The sequence below is a fragment of the Nonomuraea sp. NPDC026600 genome (assembly GCF_040638335.1).
Classification (GTDB): Bacteria; Actinomycetota; Actinomycetes; order Streptosporangiales; family Streptosporangiaceae; genus Nonomuraea.
Map to the genome: position 1 here is coordinate 36085 of NZ_JBEZYD010000017.1, position 16762 is coordinate 52846.

Genomic DNA, 16762 nt, shown 5'->3' on the forward strand with positions numbered 1-16762 from the left:
GACGGGAGGATCATTCCCTTCGGCACGCTCGGCTCAACGCTGCGGCCGGCTCCACATCGGCGGAAAGGCAGCGAGTGAGACGGTCAGCCCGTGGCAGGCGCCGCTGCCGCGTTATTGACGAAAATAAGGCAATTGTTTTAAATGCGGTCATACCGGCCATCAGGAGGTCACCGTGAGTGGCACGCCCGATTACCCGTTCCGCAATCCCACCGCCCTGGAGCCGCCTGAGGAGTGGGCGAACCTGCGCGAGGGCCGCCCGGTGGCTCCGATCCGGCTCGCCAGCGGCGACGAGGCGTTGCTGCTCACCCGCTACGACGACGTCAAGCAGGTGCTGTCCGATCCGCGGTTCACCCGCCACCTGGACGCCGCCAACGCGGCCAGGACCACCGCCAACGCGTCCGGCGGGCCGTTCGCCCAGCGTAGGAGCGGCATGGCCGCCTCGGTCGGCGAGGGGCACCAGCGGTGGCGCCGTCTGATCGGCAGGGCGTTCACCGCCAAGCGCGTCGCGGCCATGGCGCCGCGGATGGCGGCTATGAGCGAGCAACTGATCGACGCGATGGTGGCGCAGGGGCCGCCGGCCGACCTCGTCTCCGGTCTGGGGTTCCCGCTGCCGGTATGGGTGATCTGCGATCTGCTCGGGGTGCCGAACGAGGACCGGTTCCGGTTCGCGTACTGGTCGGACACGCTGATGAACCTCTCGAAGTACGAGCAGAAGGAGGTCGACGCCGCGCAGGCCGAGTTCAACGAGTACTTCGCCGCGCACATCGCCGCCAAGCAGGCACAACCCGGCGACGACCTGATCAGCGACCTCCTCGCCCTCGTCGAGGAGGACGACTTGATGACGGAGGCCGTGGTGCTGGGCACCGGCCAGAGCCTCCTGGTCGCCGGGCACGAGACCACCGCGAACATGATCGGGAAGATGGTGGCGATGCTGCTGGCCGACCGGCGGCAGTGGGAGCGGCTGCTGGCGGACCCGTCGCTCGTTCGGTCGGCGGTCGAGGAGACGCTGCGCTTCGACGCGAACCCCGGATTCGGGATGCCGCGCTACATCACCGAGGAGATCGAGGTCGGCGGGACGACGCTGCCGCCCGGGACCACGGTGGTCTGCAGCATGGCCTCGGCCAACCGCGACGGGCAGGCCTTCGAGGACGCCGGTGACATGAACGTGAGCCGCTCCCCCAACGCCCATCTGTCCTTCGGTGCTGGGCCGTACTCCTGCGTGGGGCAGGCGTTGGCGCGCACCGAGTTGCAGACCGTCCTGTCCGTGCTGCTGCGCCGGCTGCCCTCGCTGGAGCTGGCCGTTCCCGCCCGCGAGCTGGCCCGCCGCGAGGGGCTGCTCGTCGGCGGGCTCCAGCAGGTGCCCGTCAGGTGGTGAGCACCATGAAAGTAGCGGTGGACCGGGACAAGTGCTGCGGGGCGGGGCAGTGCGTGATGATCGCGCCGGAGGTGTTCGACCAGGACGAGGACGACGGGATCGTGCTGCTGCTCGACGACACCCCGGCGGCGCGCCTGCACCGGGCCGTGCGCGAGGCGGCGAGCGTCTGCCCGGCCGCCGCGATCCAACTGTCCGAGCCCGACGTGACGACGTAGTCCAGCCTGTCGCACCGTAGCCCAGCCTGTCGCACGACCGCCCGAGCCCGGCGTGACGGAACTAGCGGCGGTAGCCTGCCATGCGCTCCAGCCGGGCCACCCGCTCGGAGGTGGGCGGATGCGTGGAGAACAGCCGCCCGAACCCGGACCCGCTGAACGGGTTGGCGATCATCATGTGGGAAGCCGAGGTGAGGCGGCTGTTCTCCGGCAGCGGCAGCCGGCGAGCGCCCATCTCGATCTTGCGCAACGCCGACGCCAGCGCCAGCGGATCGCCCGTCAGCCGAGCACCCGACTCATCCGCCTGGAACTCCCGCGTCCTGGAGATCGCCATCTGCACCATCCCCGCCGCCACCGGCCCGAGGAGCATCATGAGCAGCGCCCCCAGGAACCCGGGCCCCTCATCGTCATCGGACCCGCCGAAGAACACGGCCAGATAGCTGAGCCAAGTGATCATCGTGGCCAGAGCCCCGGCCACCGACGAGAGCAGAATGTCGCGGTTGTAGACATGGGACAGCTCGTGCCCGATGACCCCACGCAGCTCGTCCGGGTTGAGCAGTTGTGTGAGCCCGTACGTCACGCAGACCGCCGCCTGGCGCGGGCTCCGCCCGGTCGCGAAGGCGTTCGGTTGCACGGTGGGGGAAATGTACAGGCGCGGCATCGGCTGCCGGGCTTCGGTGGAGAGCTCCCGTACGATCCGGTAGAGCAGGGGCTGCTCGACCTCGCTGACCTGCCGCGCCCGCATCGCCGACAGGGCGATCCGATCGGAGAAGAAGTAGGCGACACCACTGCTCGCCATGGCGAGCACGAACGCGATCTGCAGGCCGGTGCCGCCGCCCAACCACCCTCCCACCGCGAGTATCAACGCAGATAGGCCGCCCAGCAGAATGGCGGTGCGCAGACCGTTGTGGTGCAAGGTTCCCCCCTTCGTGGTGTGGGTTCACCCGGTCCAACGACGATCCCCCGGTCCATCGTTCCCCGTCGTGCTCACCCGAGGGCGCAGCGCGACCGAACCGCCCGCCCAAAGCACTGGAGTCCCCTTTATCACCCGGAGGCGGACAGCGACGTCACCCCCAGCACCAACTGAGGTGCGACCGAGAACAGGAGCGCCACCACCAGAGCGATCCCGATGGCCACCCAGACAGCGGGCAGCGCCCGGCGGACCCCGGCGGGCACGGCCTCGACCGGGGCGAACAGTCGTGCCGTCCAGACCACGTAGTAGTACAGACCGATCACGGTGTTGACGGCCATGACGACCGCGAGCCACCCGGCTCCACCCTCGATGATCTCCCGGAACACCACCACCTTGGCGAACAACCCCGCCAGCCCCGGCGGCAGCCCGGCCAGGCAGATCAGGCAGAACGCCAACGCGATCGCCGCCACCGGGCTGCGGAAGGCGAGGCCGCGGTAGTCGTCCAGCTCGTTGCGCGCGGTCGTCCGCGACACCAGCATGACGACCGCGAACGCGCCCAGGTTCATGGCCGCGTAGATGACGAGGTACGCCACCGACGCCCCGACCGCTCCGGAGGTGAGGCTGGGCGCCCCGGTCCGGGCCACCACTGCGAGCGGGGCCAGGATGTAGCCCGACTGGGCGACCGAGGACCAGGCCAGCAGTCGTACGGCGGAGCGCTGGCGCATGGCCAGGAGGTTGCCGACCGTCATGGTGAGCGCCGCGACGACCGCGATGATGGGCGTCCAGGTCGACGCCTGGCCGGGCAACGCGGCGACCAGGACGAGGATCAGGCCCGCGAACCCGGCCGCCTTCGAGATCACCGAAAGCAGCGCGGCGACCGGGACCGGCGCGCCCTGGTAGACGTCCGCCGCCCAGGAGTGGAACGGCACAGCGGCGATCTTGAACGCGAAGCCGGCCACGACGAGCACCAGCCCGACCGTGACCACGCCCGGCAGCCCGTGATCGGCCGCCAGCAGGGCCGAGTGTGCCTCCGGCATCGCCGCACCCGGCGCGGCCGCCGTCCCGCTGAACACCGAGGCGAGACGGGAGAGGTAGACCGTCCCGGCGATCCCGTACAGCAGGGAGACCCCGAACAGCATGACGGCCGTCGACACGACCGAGACGAGGAAGAGCTTGACCGCCGCCTCGGAGGAGCGCCCGTCGTAGCGTTTGAGCGCGGTGAGGGCGAACACCGGCAGCGACACCAGCTCCAGGGCCACCACCAGCATGATCAGGTCACGCGAGGCAGGCAGGGTCACCGCGCCGACCAGGGTACAGAGCACCAGGAAATACCACTCACCAGCCGGAATGCCACCCCCGGCCAGCTCGGACATGGACATCAGCACGACCACGACGGCCGCGACCAGCACCAGCCCCGCGAAGATCAGCGTGAACCGGTCGACCACGAACGAACACGCCGCCGCACTTCCTGCCCCCGCCGGGCTCCCGGCCCCCGCCGCGGTGGCGAGGCTTTCGGGAACGCAGAAGGTCGCCCGCGAACCGCCACCTCGTACGGCCTGCGCCACGACGAACCCCAGCGCGACGACGATGCCCCCGAGACTGACCAGACCGAGCCCGGTCTGGGTCCGCCTCCCGGTGGGAAGGAACGCGTCGAGCATCAGCACGAGCCCGGCCACCAGCGCGAGGACCAGCGGCACCGCGATGACGAAGTAGTCGATCTGCTGGATCATGACAAGGCCCCCAGCAGGGTCTGCACGGCCGGTGTGGTGAGCGAGAGGAGCAGTTTGGGCCAGAGCCCGAACAGCAGGATCAGCACGATCAACGGCACCCAGGCCGCCCACTCGTACCCCTGGATGTCACGCAACACCCGCCGCCCGGCCCCACCCTCGATCGGCCCGGCCACCACCACCGGCCGCGGGCCTGAGCCGAGCGCACCCGAGCGAGCGGCTGCGGCCGGAACCGCCCGTTCAGGGAGCCCGTGCGTCACGCGGGACAGCATGACGAGGAAGTACGCCGCCGTCAGCACCGCGCCCAGCCCGCCGATCACCATGAACGTCAGAAACAGCCCCCGCGGCAACCCATCCCCCGGCTGGAAGGCGCCGAACAGGGACAGCATCTCCCCCCAGAACCCGGCCAGCCCAGGCACCCCGAGCGAGGCGATGGCCGCGAAGGTCAGCACCGACCCCAGGTGAGGAAGCGTCGCCAGCATGCCGCCGCCGAGTACCCGCATGTCGGCCGTGCCATAGCGATCCTTGATCGCGCCGGCGAGGAAGAAGAGCAGGCCGGTGATGAGGCCGTGGGCGACGTTCGCGAACAGGGCGCCGTTGACGCCCACCGTGGTCAGCGTGGCGAAGCCCAGCAGGACGAAGCCCATGTGGCCCACGGACGAGTAGGCGATCATGCGCTTGAGATCGCGCTGCGCGAGGCATGCCAGCGCACCGTAGACGATGCCGACCACGGCGAACGCCCCCAGCCACGGCGCCACCGCCACCGCCCCCTCGGGCAGGACGGGGATGGCGATCCTGGCGAAGCCGTACGTGCCCATCTTCAGCAGTACGCCGGCCAGCAGCACCGAGCCGACGGTGGGCGCCTCGGTGTGCGCGTCGGGCAGCCAGGTGTGCAGCGGCCACATGGGCGTCTTGACCGCCAGCCCGACACCGATGGCCACGAAGGCGAGGATCTGTACGGCTCTCGGCATGCCCGCACCGTGGGCCTGGCCGAGGGCGACGATGTCGAGTGTGCCGGTCCGCGCCCAGACGAGCAGCAGGCCGAGCAGCATCACGACCGATCCGAGCAGCGTGTACAGGATGAACTTGATCGACGCGCCGCGACGGCCCTTGCCGCCCCACACGGCGATCAGGAAGTACATCGGGATCAGCACGATCTCGAAGAACACGAAGAACAGCAGCAGGTCGAGCGCGAGGAACGTGCCGATCATGCCGACTTCGAGCACGAGCAGCGTGAACACCAGCGCCCGAGGCCGCGCACCGCCCGCTCTCGCCCGCAGCAACTGGCCGGGACCGCGCGCGTCGCCCCAGCTCAGGTAGACGAAGCAGAGGAACGTCAGGAGAGCCGTCAGCGCGACCAGCGGCAGCGAGATGCCGTCGACGGCCAGGCGGAAGTGGAGCCCCAGGCCAGAGATCCACTCCCGCTCGACGGCGAACTGCGGCCGCGCCGCCTGACCGTAGTCGAACGTCGCCACCATCACCACGGCGAGCACCAGCGCGGCACCCGACACGACCAGCCCGTAGACCCGCAGCCACGGGCGCAACGCGCTCGGCGCCACCAGGAGCAGCAGCGCCCCGAGCAGGGGCACGGCCAGCAACGCGACAGGAAGCAAGCCCGTCATGTGGACACCACCGCCCCCACCACAGCAGGAAGCCAGCTCGTCATGCGAACACCACCGCCCCCATCACGACAGGAAGCCGGTTCGTCACGTGAACACCACCGCCCCCACCACGATCAAGAGGACTCCGGCGAGCACGCCGCTCACGTAGAGCTGGACGTTGCCGTTCTGGGCGAGCCGCAGCAGCCCGGACAACCCTCGCGCGGACCGTCCCGAGCCGCGTACCGCCCCGTCCACGACCACGTCGTCCGTCCTGACCACGAGCCTGGCCAGCGCCAGGACCGGCCGGACGAACAGGGCGGAGTAGACGCCGTCCACGTAGAACGCCCGCTCGCACGGCACACGCAGGGGACCAAGCAGGCGGGCCGGGTCGGCGAGGGGGTCACTGCGCCAGAACGCGTACACCACCCCGGCGCCGAGCAGCGCGAGCACGACGCCGATGGCCGCCACCCCCAGGTCCACGTGGAGCCCGCCCGCGAGCCCGAGCAGCAGGGCGGGAACCGAAAGGAGCACGATGGGCACGAGCATCGTCCGCGGCGCCTCGCGGACGTCGATCACGTGGGCCGTGCCGGGCTCGGGCTCGGGGAGCGCGACGACTCTCGCCGCACCGAAGAAGGTACGGAGCCAGGCCCTCGTCGCGTACGCCCCGGTGACGGCGACGGTCGCGAGCGCGCAGCCGTACAGCAGCAGGGCGGCGGCGTCCGTCAGACCGCCACCCGACAGTGCGTGGTCCATGGCCAGCAGGAGTTCGTCCTTGCTGAAGAAGCCGCTCGCCGGGGGCAGCCCCGCGAGGGCGGCGAATCCAATCGTCATCGTGACGAACGTGACCGGCAGTTGCCGTCTCAGGCCGCCCATCTGGGTCATCAGGTTCGAGCCGACGTGGTGGATGACCGCGCCCGCGCACAGGAAGAGCAGCGCCTTGAACGCGCCGTGCGTGAGGAGGTGGAAGATCGCCGCGCTGTCGGAGCCCGCCGCCAGCCCGCCGGCCATGTAGGAGAGCTGGCTGATCGTCGAGTACGCGAGCACGCGTTTCAGGTCGTCCTGGGCGAGCGCGGCCAGAGCGGCGCCCAGCATGCCGAGGGCGGCCAGGACGGCCAGCACGTCGAGTGTGGGGCGGGCGGCCTGGAAGGCGGGGAAGAGCCGCGCCACGATGAAGATGCCGGCGGCCACCATGGTGGCGGCGTGGATCAGCGCGCTGATGGGCGTCGGGCCCGCCATCGCGTCGGGCAGCCAGGTGTGCAGCGGCACCTGCGCGCTCTTGCCCGCCACCCCGGCGAGCAGCAGCATCGTGGCGGCCACCAGCGTGCCCGTGGACATCTCGGGCACCTTCGCCAGCACATCCGCAATCCGGAAGCTGCCCGCGGCGGCGCCGAGCACGAAGATGCCGAACAGGAAGCCGACGTCGCCGAGCCGGGTGACCAGGAACGCCTTGATGGCGGCTCGCGAGTTGGCCTTGTCCTCCCACCAATGGCCGATGAGGAGATATGAGCACAGGCCCATGATCTCCCAGCCCACATAGAGGACGAGGAGGTCGCCCGCGTAGACCACCAGCAGCATCGCGCTGGTGAACAGGCTGATGAAGGCGCTGTAGGAGGGATAGCGGGGATCGTCGTGGAGGTAGCCGACCGAATAGACCTGTACGGCCAGCGCCACGAGGGTCACCAGGACGCCGAGGATGGCGGACAGGTCGTCGGCCTGGAGGGTCAGCGAGATCGGGATGGCACCGGTGCCGATGGTGCCGTAGGTGCGGCCGACCGCCGGGCCCGGCCTGGCGCCTTCGAGAAACGCGAAACCCGGCTCCCAGGCCAGCCAGAGCGCCAGGACCGCGGCGCCCGCCGTCGGCACCACCGCGATCCACGCCGCCCGCGCATTGGCGCCCGCGCCCGGTCCCGGTGTGCTAGTTGGACGTCGGTGCGGCCAGCGCGACAACAACAGGCCTGCGACGGCCGCGACGAAGGGAAGGACGACGGCCAAGAGCGGGAAGATCGTCACAACGTGCCCCCTCGCCTGACAGGCCCGGCTGTCTCGGCTGAATCCCCCGCCGCTGCGGGCCCGTCCAGCCGACGAGCCGGCGAGTCGGCCGAATCGTCCGAGGTGCCGGGATCTGCCGGACCATCCGAGGTGTCGGGATCTACCGGGCCGCCCGGCCTACCGGAGACTGCCGGGTCATCCAACGCGCCAGGACCTGCCGGCCCGCCCGACCTACCGGGGCCCACCGGATCGTCCGGCGTGCCGGGATCTGCCAGGCCGCCCGACCTACCGGAGACTGCCGGGTCGTCCGGCGTTCCCGGTTCGGACAGGTCGCGGAGTTGGTCGATGTCGACCGTGCGGCGGTTGCGGTAGAGGGCCAGTACGATCGCGAGGCCCAGCCCGACCTCGGCGGCGGCGATCACGATGATGAACAGCGTGAGCACCTGGCCGCTGTGCAGCCGATCGCCCAGCCACACGTCGAACGCGACCAGGTTGAGGTTGACGGCGTTGAGCATCAGCTCGACCGACATCAGCACGAGGATCGTGTTGCGCCGGGCGAGCACCCCGTAGATGCCGACGGAGAAGAGGAGCGCGGAGACGACCGCCGGGTAGACGATGTGCACTAAGAACCCCCGGTCTGCTCGGGTGGCGAACCCCCGGGAATGTCCGTGCGGGACAGCACGATGGCGCCGATCAACGCGGCCAGCAGCAACACGGAGAGCGCCTCGAAAGGCAGCACCCAGGTGCTGAACACGCTGGCGCCGAGCTCCTTGGCGGCGCCGGAGCCGGGTCTCAGCGGTGTGTACGCCGTACGGAAGCCGTCGATCACCACCGTGACCAGGACGGCCGCCGTCGCCACCGCCACCACGGCCGCCACCCACCGGTTGCCACTGTCGAGATCGGCGGAGCGGCCGATCGGGGCACGGGTCAGCATGATGCCGAACAGCAGCAGGACCACCACCGCGCCCACATAGATGAGCACCTGCACCCAGGCCACGAACTCGGCGGTCAGCACCAGGTAGCCACCGGCCAGGGCGCCGAAGGAGAGGACCAGCCAGAGGGCGGCATGGACCAGTTGTTTGGTCGTGACGACGAGCAGCGCGGATCCGACCGCCACCGCGCCCAGCAGCAAGAAGACGATCTCCTGCCCGGTGGGTGACAGGTAGGAGGGCACCGCCTCGGTCACGAATCCTCCCCGGACTCCCTTGTCTCATCAGGGCCGAGCCGCCCGGGCGGGCGGATGGATCGAGGATCGGCCATCCTGCGCCCGCGCCGGCTCGCGCCAGAATTCTGCTCCCCCGCGCCGGGCTGCGACGACGGTTCGCCCGGGCCTGTGGATGACGCTTCGGCAGATGGCCGGCCTGTGGATGACGGGCCGCCTGAAGCCGATGCCGACGGGCCGGATGCGGGTGCCGACGGGCCGGAAGCAGGCGCTGGCCGACCGGATGTCGGTGCCGGCGGACCGGATGTAGGGGCGGGTGGACCGGATGTGGGCGCGGGTGGCCCGGGAGCAGGTGCCGACGACCCGGATGCGGGGCCTGGCTCGCCAGGACGGTCAACAGTACCGGTCCGGTCGGCGGCCGAGCCCGTGGCACCGGAACGGTCAGTGGCCGACTCTGCGGTACCGCGACGGTCAGCGGACGAACCCGTAGCACCAGAACGGTCAGCGGTACCGGCCCGGTCGGCGGCCGAGCCTGCGACGCCGGGGCGGCTGGAGGTTGGGCGGGCGGGGGCCAGATCTGTGGTGCCAGGGCGGTCGGCGGCGGGGCGGCGGGGGGCGGCTGTGAGTTCCTTCGGGGGTGCGGCGCCGGGGTCGTGGGCGGGTGGCGGGGGGACCGTGGGGGCCCAGGCCGCGAGCCGGTCCTTCTCGTGCAGAAGGTTGCGGATGTCACCCTCGGCGTACTCGAACTCGGGCGACCAGAACAACGCGTCGAACGGGCACACCTCGATGCAGATCCCGCAGTACATGCACAGGGCGAAGTCGATGGCGAACCGGTCGAGGACGTTCCGCTGGCGGGCACGCCCGCCCTCAGGGGCCGGAAGGGTCTCCTTGTGCGAGTCGATGTAGATGCACCAGTCGGGGCACTCGCGCGCGCAGAGCATGCAGGAGGTGCAGTTCTCCTCGACCAGGGCGATGACGCCGCGGCTGCGCGGCGGGAGGGTGGGCTTGACCTCGGGATACTGCTGCGTCACGGATTTGCGCAGCATGTGACGAAGAGTCACCGATAGACCCTTCGCGAGGCCGACTCCCGGTATCCGCGCCATATCAACATCATGTCGCACTTGACCGTGCAGGTGAATGATCCAGGCCCGTTGTCCCCAAGTTTTCCACAGTCATCCACAGGTTGGCCGAAGGTTATCCACAAGATGTGTCCACAGCCGATATGTGAAAGTCCTGCGCGATAGTCTTCCCGCCATGTCGTACAGCCAGCCAGCCCGTCCCACTAGCGGAGCGTGGGCGGCTGCCATCGTGTGGGCGGCGCTGCCGCTGATGACGTGTGGGCTTGCGACACCGTTCACGATCGGGTTCGCGGCCTACTGGCTGCGGAGCTCGTGGCACGTTGTCGCGGCGGGCTTCTACGCCATCTGCATCGGTTCGTTCGTGCTGGCGGCCGTCAGCTACACGGAGTTCGCGGACATCCCCAGCCCGCTGTCGGGGCTGGTCTCGTTCGGGCTGGTCATCAGCTGGCTGGGCGGGGTCGTCCACTCGGGCATCCTGGTCCCCACCATGGTCAGGGCCCGCCGCGACAGACCCGCCTACCAGCCTCCCCACCAGCACCGGAACACTCCGCCCCCCTTCGATGTGCACCAGCGCACCACCTCCCCGAGTCCCCAGCGCCGGCCGCACGAGCCCGAGTGGATCGGGCACTACCGGGTCCTCCAGCTGCTCGGGCGGGGCGGGCAGGGCGCGGTCTATCTCGCGATGGCGCCCAACGGCGTACGCGTCGCCGTCAAGGTCCTGCACGACCTCGTGGACGACGTGGCGCGGGCCAGGTTCGCCAGGGAGGTCGACTCGGCTCGGCGGGTGGCGACGTTCTCCACGGCCCGGGTGCTCGACGTCAGCATCACGGGTCAGCACGCCTACATCGTCAGCGAATACGTCGAGGGCCCGTCGCTCGAACATCTCGTACGAAAGTACGGCCCGCGCGACGAGGACAGCCTGACGCGGCTGGCGTTATCCACAGCCGGAGCGCTCGCAGCCATCCACAAAGCGGGGATCGTCCACCGCGACTTCAAGCCGAGCAACGTGCTGATCGGGCCGGACGGGCCGCGCGTGATCGACTTCGGGATCGCGCGGGCGCTCGACCAGATGACGGTGACCTCGGGCAAGATGGTCGGCACCCCGCCTTACATGTCGCCCGAGCAGTTGACCGGGGCGACGGTGGGGCCGGCGTCCGACGTGTTCAGCTGGGCTGTGACGATGATGTTCGCGGCGACGGGGCGGCCGGCGTTCGGGGAGGATACGGTGCCGGCGGTGTTCAATCGGGTGCTCACCTTCCACCCGGACCTGTCGCCACTACCGCCCGCTCTCCGCAGCATCGTGGGCTCCTGCCTGCACAAGAGCCCGAACGACCGCCCGTCCGCGTCGGACGTGATGCTGGCCATCGTCCACTGATCGCCGATCGGGTTGACGCGCCATCACGGACGCCAACCACCGAACGGGCCCATCCGCCAATCACGGACGCCAACCACCGAACGGGCCCATCCGCCGTCGCGGACGCCAACCACCGATCGGGGAAAAGATCTCGATCTTGTACGGCAAGCCGACCCGGCCGCCGCCCACCGACCAGGGCCGGGCTCTGTCACTTCAACGGCCCTGAGGTGTGCGTGGCGCGCCCCGTAACGGGACGGTGAAATTGCGGAGACCCCTCAGGACACCCGGCGTCAGATTGTCGCGTCCCGGGCGTTGCGAGTGAGGTCCAGATACTCCTCCCGTGAGATCGAGTGCACCGCCAGGCTCAGCTTGTGGCGGTCCGCGAAGCGGTGGACGGCGTCAGGGGTCCATCCGCCGGGCAGGTGGTGCACGGGGCCGCCGTCCCCGTCGAGGACGAACAGGCCGGTCAGATCGTCATAGCGATAGAGCAGCAGGGACGCGGCCATCCTCCGGCCCGCGCCGATCTTGATGGACGGTGTCTGTTCCTTGCCCCGGTTCACGTGCAGCTTCTCGCCAGGGAGCACCGAGAGATACGGCCCCCCGGCGGGGCCGAGGATCAGGCCGCGGTCCGCGCGCCAGCGGTGGACACGGGCGGACACCGGGCGCAGCACCAGGAGCACGGGGCTGAAGCCGACGGCCAGCCACTTGACCTCCAGGAGGTCCAGGAGCGACCTGCCCACCATGGAGATCCCGCGCCAGGCCGCCCACATGCCGGTCGACGCCAGGTAGACCATCACCGCCAGCCCGGCGACACCGACCCCGATGCTCACCGGCCGGCGATACCTGGCCAGGAACGGTGGCGGCAGGCCCCGGAGGCGGCGCCAGCCTGGGGCGCGGCCGGCGAGCACCGCCCGCACCCGGTTCGAGGCGTGTCCGCGGGCGTCGACGATGGGCAGGCCCGCGTACCTCACGAACGCGGCCACATGCGGGACGTACCACTCGCCCGGCAGGTCGAGCAGCACCAGGCCGTCGCCGTCGAGCGCGGCCAGGCCCTGGACCGAGAGGGTCTTGGCCTTCCTCCTCGACACGAGGACCCGCTGGTCATAGCGGTAGTGGTAGAGCGTCGCGGGCACCAGCCGCACGGATTGCCCGGTTGCGTCGTCGGAGACGGCCAACGCCGAGCCGTCCCATAACACGTCCGTCCGGGGACAGGGATTCCCCGCCACCGCCCCCGCGACCGGCCGAAGCCGAACTTCCATGAAGATCACCCTCCATAGAGCCCCCTATCCACATCAAACGGATAAGGCGGAGGTAAAGTGCCGGCGAACCAGCGGAACTACGTGAGCACCTTCACGACGCCCGTGAGCGCCAACTGGACCAGCGCCAACGGCACCAGCCCCATCCACGCCAGCTTCTGCAACTGGTCCTCACGCATCCGGGGAAAGCTCACCCGCAGCCAGATCACCACAAAAGCCAGCGCGAACACCTTGACCAGCGTCCACACCCATCCGGCCAGCAACGGCCCATGCCACCCGCCCAGAAACAGCACGGTGGTCAGGAACGACAGCACGACGATCCCGACGTACTCCGAGAGCATGAACAGGGCGAACCGCATCCCGGTGTATTCGGTCATCGGCCCCATGATGATCTCGGACTCGGCGATCGGCATGTCGAACGGCGGCCGGCGCAGCTCGGCCAGCCCGGCCAGGAAGAACACCACGCCGCCGATGGCCTGCCACGGCAGCCACCACCACTGCCACGCCGAGACGATCGCCGGGATGGACAGCGTGCCCGCCGCCATCGCGACGGAGGAGGCCGCCAGCACCAGCGGCAGCTCGTACGACATGAGCTGGGCGGCCGACCGCATGCCGCCGAGCACCGAGTATTTGTTGGCCGACGCCCACCCCGCCATGATCGAGCCGAGCACGCCGATGCCCATCACCGCGAGCACGAAGAACAGCCCGAGGTCGAGGTCCACGCCGACCAGCCCCTGGTCGACGGGGATGGCGATCAGCACGAGCAGGTAGGGCACCAGCGCGACACCGGGGGCGATCATGAAGACGCGCCGGTCGGCGGCGGCCGGGATGATGTCCTCCTTCTGCGCGAACTTCACCCCGTCGGCGATGAGCTGCGCCCAGCCGTGGAAGCCGCCCGCGTACATCGGCCCGAGGCGCGACTGCATGTGCGCCATGACCTTGTGCTCGGTCTGCCCGACGATCAGCGGCAGCACGAGGAACACGATGAGGATGGCGACGAAGCGCAGCACCACGTCAAGCATCGGGTGTCCCCCAGTCGGCGGGTACGCCGGGCGGCAGCGTCTTGCGCCGGCTCGGCGAGCCGTGCCCGGATTCGCCCGGCTCCTTGGCTCCCGGCCAGGGCTTGGCCACCCGGGCGGCGAGGATGAAGTCCTTGCGCAGCGGATGCCCCTCGAACCCGTCGGGCAGCAGCAGCGGCACCAGGTGGGGGTGGCCGTCGAAGAGCACCCCGAACATCTCGTACGTCTCGCGCTCGTGCCAGTTGGCGCCCCGGTAGACGCCCACGGCGGAGGGCAGCCGCGGATCGGCGCGCGGCACCCGGGTGCGCACCAGCACCCGCTCGCACGAGTCGGGGTCGTAGACGTGGGCGACCACGAAGAACCCGTCGGGCGGATCGTCGACCCCGGTCAGCCAGTCGAAGAAGGTGTGGCCGGAGTCCCTGAGGAAGGTCAGGACCTCGATCCAGTCGGCCGTGCCGACGTCGACGGTGGTCTCGCCGAACGAAGTGGAGACGGAGACCCGCTCACCGAAGCGCTCCTCGGGCGTCACGACACATCCCCGTGCGAGCGCGACCAGACGTAGCGGTCGCTGAGCTTCTCGGCGGCGATCTTCTCCTGGAGCTTCATGATCCCGTGGAGCAGCGCCTCGGGTCTGGGCGGGCAGCCCGGCACATAGACATCGACGGGAATGATCTGGTCGACGCCGTTGGTGACGCAGTAGGAGTCCCAGTAGGGGCCGCCGGTGTTGGAGCAGGCGCCGAACGAGATCACGTACTTCGGATCGGGCATCTGCTCGTAGAGGCGCTTGACGGCGGGGGCCATCTTGTCGGTGACGGTGCCCGAGACGATCATCAGGTCGGCCTGGCGCGGCCCGTTGGCGAACGGGATCACCCCGAACCGGATGAAGTCGTGGCGGCTCATGGAGGTCGCGATGAACTCGATCGCGCAGCAGGCGAGCCCGAAGTTGAACACCCACAGCGAATAACGCCGCCCCCAGTTGAGCACGAAGCGCATCGGCTTGGGTGCCAAGCGCGAGATCGGCCCCACCGTGGGCATCGGGAGATCCGTGGCTGCCATACGGCCATTGTCCCGCGTGATCTACCCAAGGAGTAGAGGGGCGGCGGATGATCGACCGAAAAACAACCTAAGTCCAGCCGAGTACGCGCTTTCGCCAGGCGTAGAGGATGCCGAGCGCGATGAACCCCAGGAAGACGAACATCTCCACGAGCGTCGTCAGCCCGAATCCCGGCGCGTCGAAGACCGTGGCCCACGGGAAGAGGAACACGGCGTCCACGGCGAAGACCACGTACAGGTACGTGTAGACGTAGTAGCGCACCTGCGACTGGGCCCAGCCGTCGCCGACGGGGTCGACGCCGCACTCGTAGGTGGTCAGCTTCTCGGCCGTCGGCCTGGTCGGGCGCAGGAGACGGTTGATCAGGAGGGCCCCGGCCACGATGGCCACGCCGATGGCGAGCAGCGCCGCGACCAGCACATAGGACCCGAAGTAGCCGTCCATGTCCTGATCGTAACTCAGTCAAGCCTCGTCACCCATCGTACCAAAACGGAGTAAAACGGAAGATCGCTCCTTTAACCTGACGTTCATGCACAAAAAGGGACTCATTGGAGGAATCGCCCTGCTGGCCCTTTCCGCCGTGGGTGGTGGGCTGGCCACCGCTTCCCCTGAGCGGGACGTCATGGTCCCCGCGGAGCCGACCATGATCGACTTTGTCGACCCCGCGACCGTGAGCGGTCTGGTCACCAGAACCCTGGGCGACGACGTCCGCGGGCACGCGAGTCGCCATGTGCATATCACCTACCCCGAGCTGCCGGACGCGCCCCGCCTCAACAAGGCCCTGCGTGACGAGAGCGAGCGGACGCTGCGCCGCTTCCGCTTTCTCACCAGGTTCGACGCCCTCCGGCCCCGCCCCGAGCTGAACGTGGACTGGCAGTTCGCCGCCGTCTCCGGCGACATCGTCGGCGTACGGCTGCGCACCGGCGAGTCCCTCGGCGCCGGCTGGGGCAACTCCACCCGGACCCTCTGGTACGACCGGCGGACCGGCAAGGCGACCGGCTCGGCCGGCCTGCTCTCCGGCCAGGCGGCGCTGCGCGATCTCACGCGGCTGGTCAGGGACCGGCTCGCGAAGCGCGGATCCCCGACGGACCCCGGCAGGCTGAACGGCGACCGGCTCGACTCGATGGCCTTCAACCAGGGCGGGGACCTGGTGGTGGAGTTCGACGACTGCCAGGTCGGGCCGTGCTCCCTCGGCCGCCTGGCCGTGGCCGTACCCGCCCGGCAGGCCGATCCCCTGCTGTCGCCGACGGGCCGGCGCGCGCAGGAGGTCGTACGGGAGGCCGCCAGGCAGGCGGCGCCGACCATGCCGAGGATGGTTCCGTCATCCAGCCCCGAGGCCGTCAGCAACCGGGCGGGATCGGTCGACTGCGCCAAGGCCAAGTGCGTCGCGCTGACCTTCGACGGCGGGCCGGGACCGGACACGCCCAGACTGCTCGACATGCTGCACCAGGCCGGGGCGCGGGCCACCTTCTTCACCGTCGGCACCAGTGCCGCGGCCCGGCCGGATCTGCTGCTCAGGATGAGCGTCGAGGGACATCTGGTGGCCAACCTCTCCTGGGCGCACCTGGACCTGTCGAAGTTGCCGACCAGCAAGATCGCCGACTCGCTCCGCCGTACCCAGGACACCATTTCGGCGGCCACCGGCGAGCGGCCCACGCTGATGCGCGCGCCATACGGAGCTGTCGACCAGGACGTGACGGACGTGGCGGGGGACATGGGCCTCGCCATCGTCGGCCGGAACGTCGACTCGGGTGACAAGTACGCGAAAGACGCCAAGGCGATCGCCGACCGGGTGACCGGGCAGGCGGGCGCCGGGGCCATCGTGCTCATGCACGACGTTCGGGCGGCGACCGTTGACGCGGTTCCGGACATCCTCAAAAAGCTGCAAGGGAAGGGTTACACGCTTGTCACTGTTCCAGAATTGTATGGAACAGCAGGTATGGAGGCCGGACAGCTTTACCGATCGGGGTCGGAGATCGCGCGTCATCGCCCCCTGACGTAAGCCACGCCTGGGGGGGACGTAT

General features: G+C 69.7%; 14 protein-coding genes and 2 pseudogenes. 4 read left to right on the top strand and 12 right to left on the bottom strand.

Annotated elements, in window-relative coordinates:
* Positions 1 to 172 precede the first annotated feature (172 nt).
* Positions 173 to 1375 carry a cytochrome P450 gene (locus AB0F17_RS33095; RefSeq protein WP_358031061.1) on the top strand — a complete coding sequence of 401 codons (1203 nt, stop codon included), beginning with the start codon at positions 173 to 175 and terminating at the stop codon, positions 1373 to 1375.
* 5 nt (positions 1376 to 1380) lie between these two features.
* The gene (locus tag AB0F17_RS33100; protein ID WP_358031062.1) at positions 1381 to 1590 is read left to right on the top strand and encodes a ferredoxin; all 210 of its coding nucleotides are present in this window, start codon (positions 1381 to 1383) and stop codon (positions 1588 to 1590) included.
* 61 nt (positions 1591 to 1651) lie between these two features.
* Here AB0F17_RS33100 and htpX read toward each other — a convergent pair whose 3' ends face one another.
* The 7 genes and pseudogenes from htpX to AB0F17_RS33135 form a co-directional block, all read right to left on the bottom strand.
* Positions 1652 to 2503, bottom strand: a complete 852-nt coding sequence (gene htpX, locus AB0F17_RS33105; protein ID WP_358031063.1) for a zinc metalloprotease HtpX — start codon at positions 2501 to 2503, stop codon at positions 1652 to 1654.
* A 128-nt stretch (positions 2504 to 2631) separates the two neighbouring features.
* Positions 2632 to 4230, bottom strand: a complete 1599-nt coding sequence (locus tag AB0F17_RS33110) for an NADH-quinone oxidoreductase subunit N (protein ID WP_358031064.1) — start codon at positions 4228 to 4230, stop codon at positions 2632 to 2634.
* Complete coding sequence (locus AB0F17_RS33115; protein WP_358031065.1) at positions 4227 to 5849, bottom strand: NADH-quinone oxidoreductase subunit M; 1623 nt, start codon at positions 5847 to 5849, stop codon at positions 4227 to 4229. The genes AB0F17_RS33110 and AB0F17_RS33115 overlap by 4 nt, the downstream gene beginning before the upstream one ends.
* 84 nt (positions 5850 to 5933) lie before the next feature.
* Positions 5934 to 7838 carry an NADH-quinone oxidoreductase subunit L gene (locus AB0F17_RS33120; RefSeq protein ID WP_358031066.1) on the bottom strand — a complete coding sequence of 635 codons (1905 nt, stop codon included), beginning with the start codon at positions 7836 to 7838 and terminating at the stop codon, positions 5934 to 5936.
* A gap of 317 nt (positions 7839 to 8155) precedes the next feature.
* Positions 8156 to 8440 (bottom strand): annotated as a pseudogene (gene nuoK, locus AB0F17_RS33125) (NADH-quinone oxidoreductase subunit NuoK); the annotation flags it as partial.
* Positions 8440 to 9003, bottom strand: coding sequence for an NADH-quinone oxidoreductase subunit J (locus AB0F17_RS33130; protein WP_358031068.1), 564 nt, complete (start codon positions 9001 to 9003; stop codon positions 8440 to 8442). The gene AB0F17_RS33130 and the pseudogene nuoK, both read right to left, overlap by 1 nt.
* 740 nt (positions 9004 to 9743) lie before the next feature.
* A pseudogene (locus AB0F17_RS33135) lies at positions 9744 to 10082 on the bottom strand (4Fe-4S binding protein); the annotation flags it as partial.
* Positions 10083 to 10233: 151 nt separating this feature from the next.
* Between AB0F17_RS33135 and AB0F17_RS33140 the strand changes: the two are divergent.
* On the top strand, positions 10234 to 11433 hold the full coding sequence (locus tag AB0F17_RS33140; RefSeq protein WP_358031069.1) for a serine/threonine-protein kinase: 1200 nt from the start codon (positions 10234 to 10236) through the stop codon (positions 11431 to 11433).
* 269 nt (positions 11434 to 11702) lie between these two features.
* On the opposite strand, the gene AB0F17_RS33145 is transcribed toward AB0F17_RS33140, so the two are convergent.
* From AB0F17_RS33145 to ndhC, 5 genes are all read right to left on the bottom strand, one after another.
* A complete protein-coding gene (locus AB0F17_RS33145; protein ID WP_358031071.1) occupies positions 11703 to 12671 on the bottom strand; it encodes a hypothetical protein in 969 nt (322 codons plus the stop codon).
* A 77-nt stretch (positions 12672 to 12748) separates the two neighbouring features.
* Positions 12749 to 13690 carry an NADH-quinone oxidoreductase subunit NuoH gene (gene nuoH, locus AB0F17_RS33150; RefSeq protein ID WP_358031073.1) on the bottom strand — a complete coding sequence of 314 codons (942 nt, stop codon included), beginning with the start codon at positions 13688 to 13690 and terminating at the stop codon, positions 12749 to 12751.
* The gene (locus AB0F17_RS33155; protein WP_358031074.1) at positions 13683 to 14216 is read right to left on the bottom strand and encodes an NADH-quinone oxidoreductase subunit C; all 534 of its coding nucleotides are present in this window, start codon (positions 14214 to 14216) and stop codon (positions 13683 to 13685) included. The genes nuoH and AB0F17_RS33155 overlap by 8 nt, the downstream gene beginning before the upstream one ends.
* Positions 14213 to 14680 (bottom strand): NADH-quinone oxidoreductase subunit B, encoded by a 468-nt coding sequence (locus AB0F17_RS33160; RefSeq protein ID WP_246651094.1) that lies wholly within the window; start codon positions 14678 to 14680, stop codon positions 14213 to 14215. Before AB0F17_RS33160 ends, AB0F17_RS33155 begins: the two co-directional genes overlap by 4 nt.
* Before the next feature lie 130 nt (positions 14681 to 14810).
* Entirely contained in the window at positions 14811 to 15182 is a 372-nt protein-coding gene (gene ndhC, locus AB0F17_RS33165) for an NADH-quinone oxidoreductase subunit A (protein WP_358031076.1), read from the bottom strand.
* Positions 15183 to 15267: 85 nt separating this feature from the next.
* Between ndhC and AB0F17_RS33170 the strand changes: the two genes are divergently transcribed.
* Positions 15268 to 16740 carry a polysaccharide deacetylase family protein gene (locus AB0F17_RS33170; protein WP_358031077.1) on the top strand — a complete coding sequence of 491 codons (1473 nt, stop codon included), beginning with the start codon at positions 15268 to 15270 and terminating at the stop codon, positions 16738 to 16740.
* The last annotated feature ends 22 nt before the right edge of the window (positions 16741 to 16762 follow it).

Coding starts and splice junctions, on each gene's coding strand:
- AB0F17_RS33110 (WP_358031064.1), bottom strand. CDS start 4,230: ATGATCCAGCAGATCGACTACTTCGTCATCGCGGTGCCGCTGGTCCTC.
- AB0F17_RS33115 (WP_358031065.1), bottom strand. CDS start 5,849: ATGACGGGCTTGCTTCCTGTCGCGTTGCTGGCCGTGCCCCTGCTCGGG.
- AB0F17_RS33170 (WP_358031077.1), top strand. CDS start 15,268: ATGCACAAAAAGGGACTCATTGGAGGAATCGCCCTGCTGGCCCTTTCC.
- AB0F17_RS33140 (WP_358031069.1), top strand. CDS start 10,234: ATGTCGTACAGCCAGCCAGCCCGTCCCACTAGCGGAGCGTGGGCGGCT.
- AB0F17_RS33145 (WP_358031071.1), bottom strand. CDS start 12,671: ATGGAAGTTCGGCTTCGGCCGGTCGCGGGGGCGGTGGCGGGGAATCCC.
- nuoH (WP_358031073.1), bottom strand. CDS start 13,690: ATGCTTGACGTGGTGCTGCGCTTCGTCGCCATCCTCATCGTGTTCCTC.
- ndhC (WP_358031076.1), bottom strand. CDS start 15,182: ATGGACGGCTACTTCGGGTCCTATGTGCTGGTCGCGGCGCTGCTCGCC.
- AB0F17_RS33100 (WP_358031062.1), top strand. CDS start 1,381: ATGAAAGTAGCGGTGGACCGGGACAAGTGCTGCGGGGCGGGGCAGTGC.
- AB0F17_RS33160 (WP_246651094.1), bottom strand. CDS start 14,680: ATGCGCTTCGTGCTCAACTGGGGGCGGCGTTATTCGCTGTGGGTGTTC.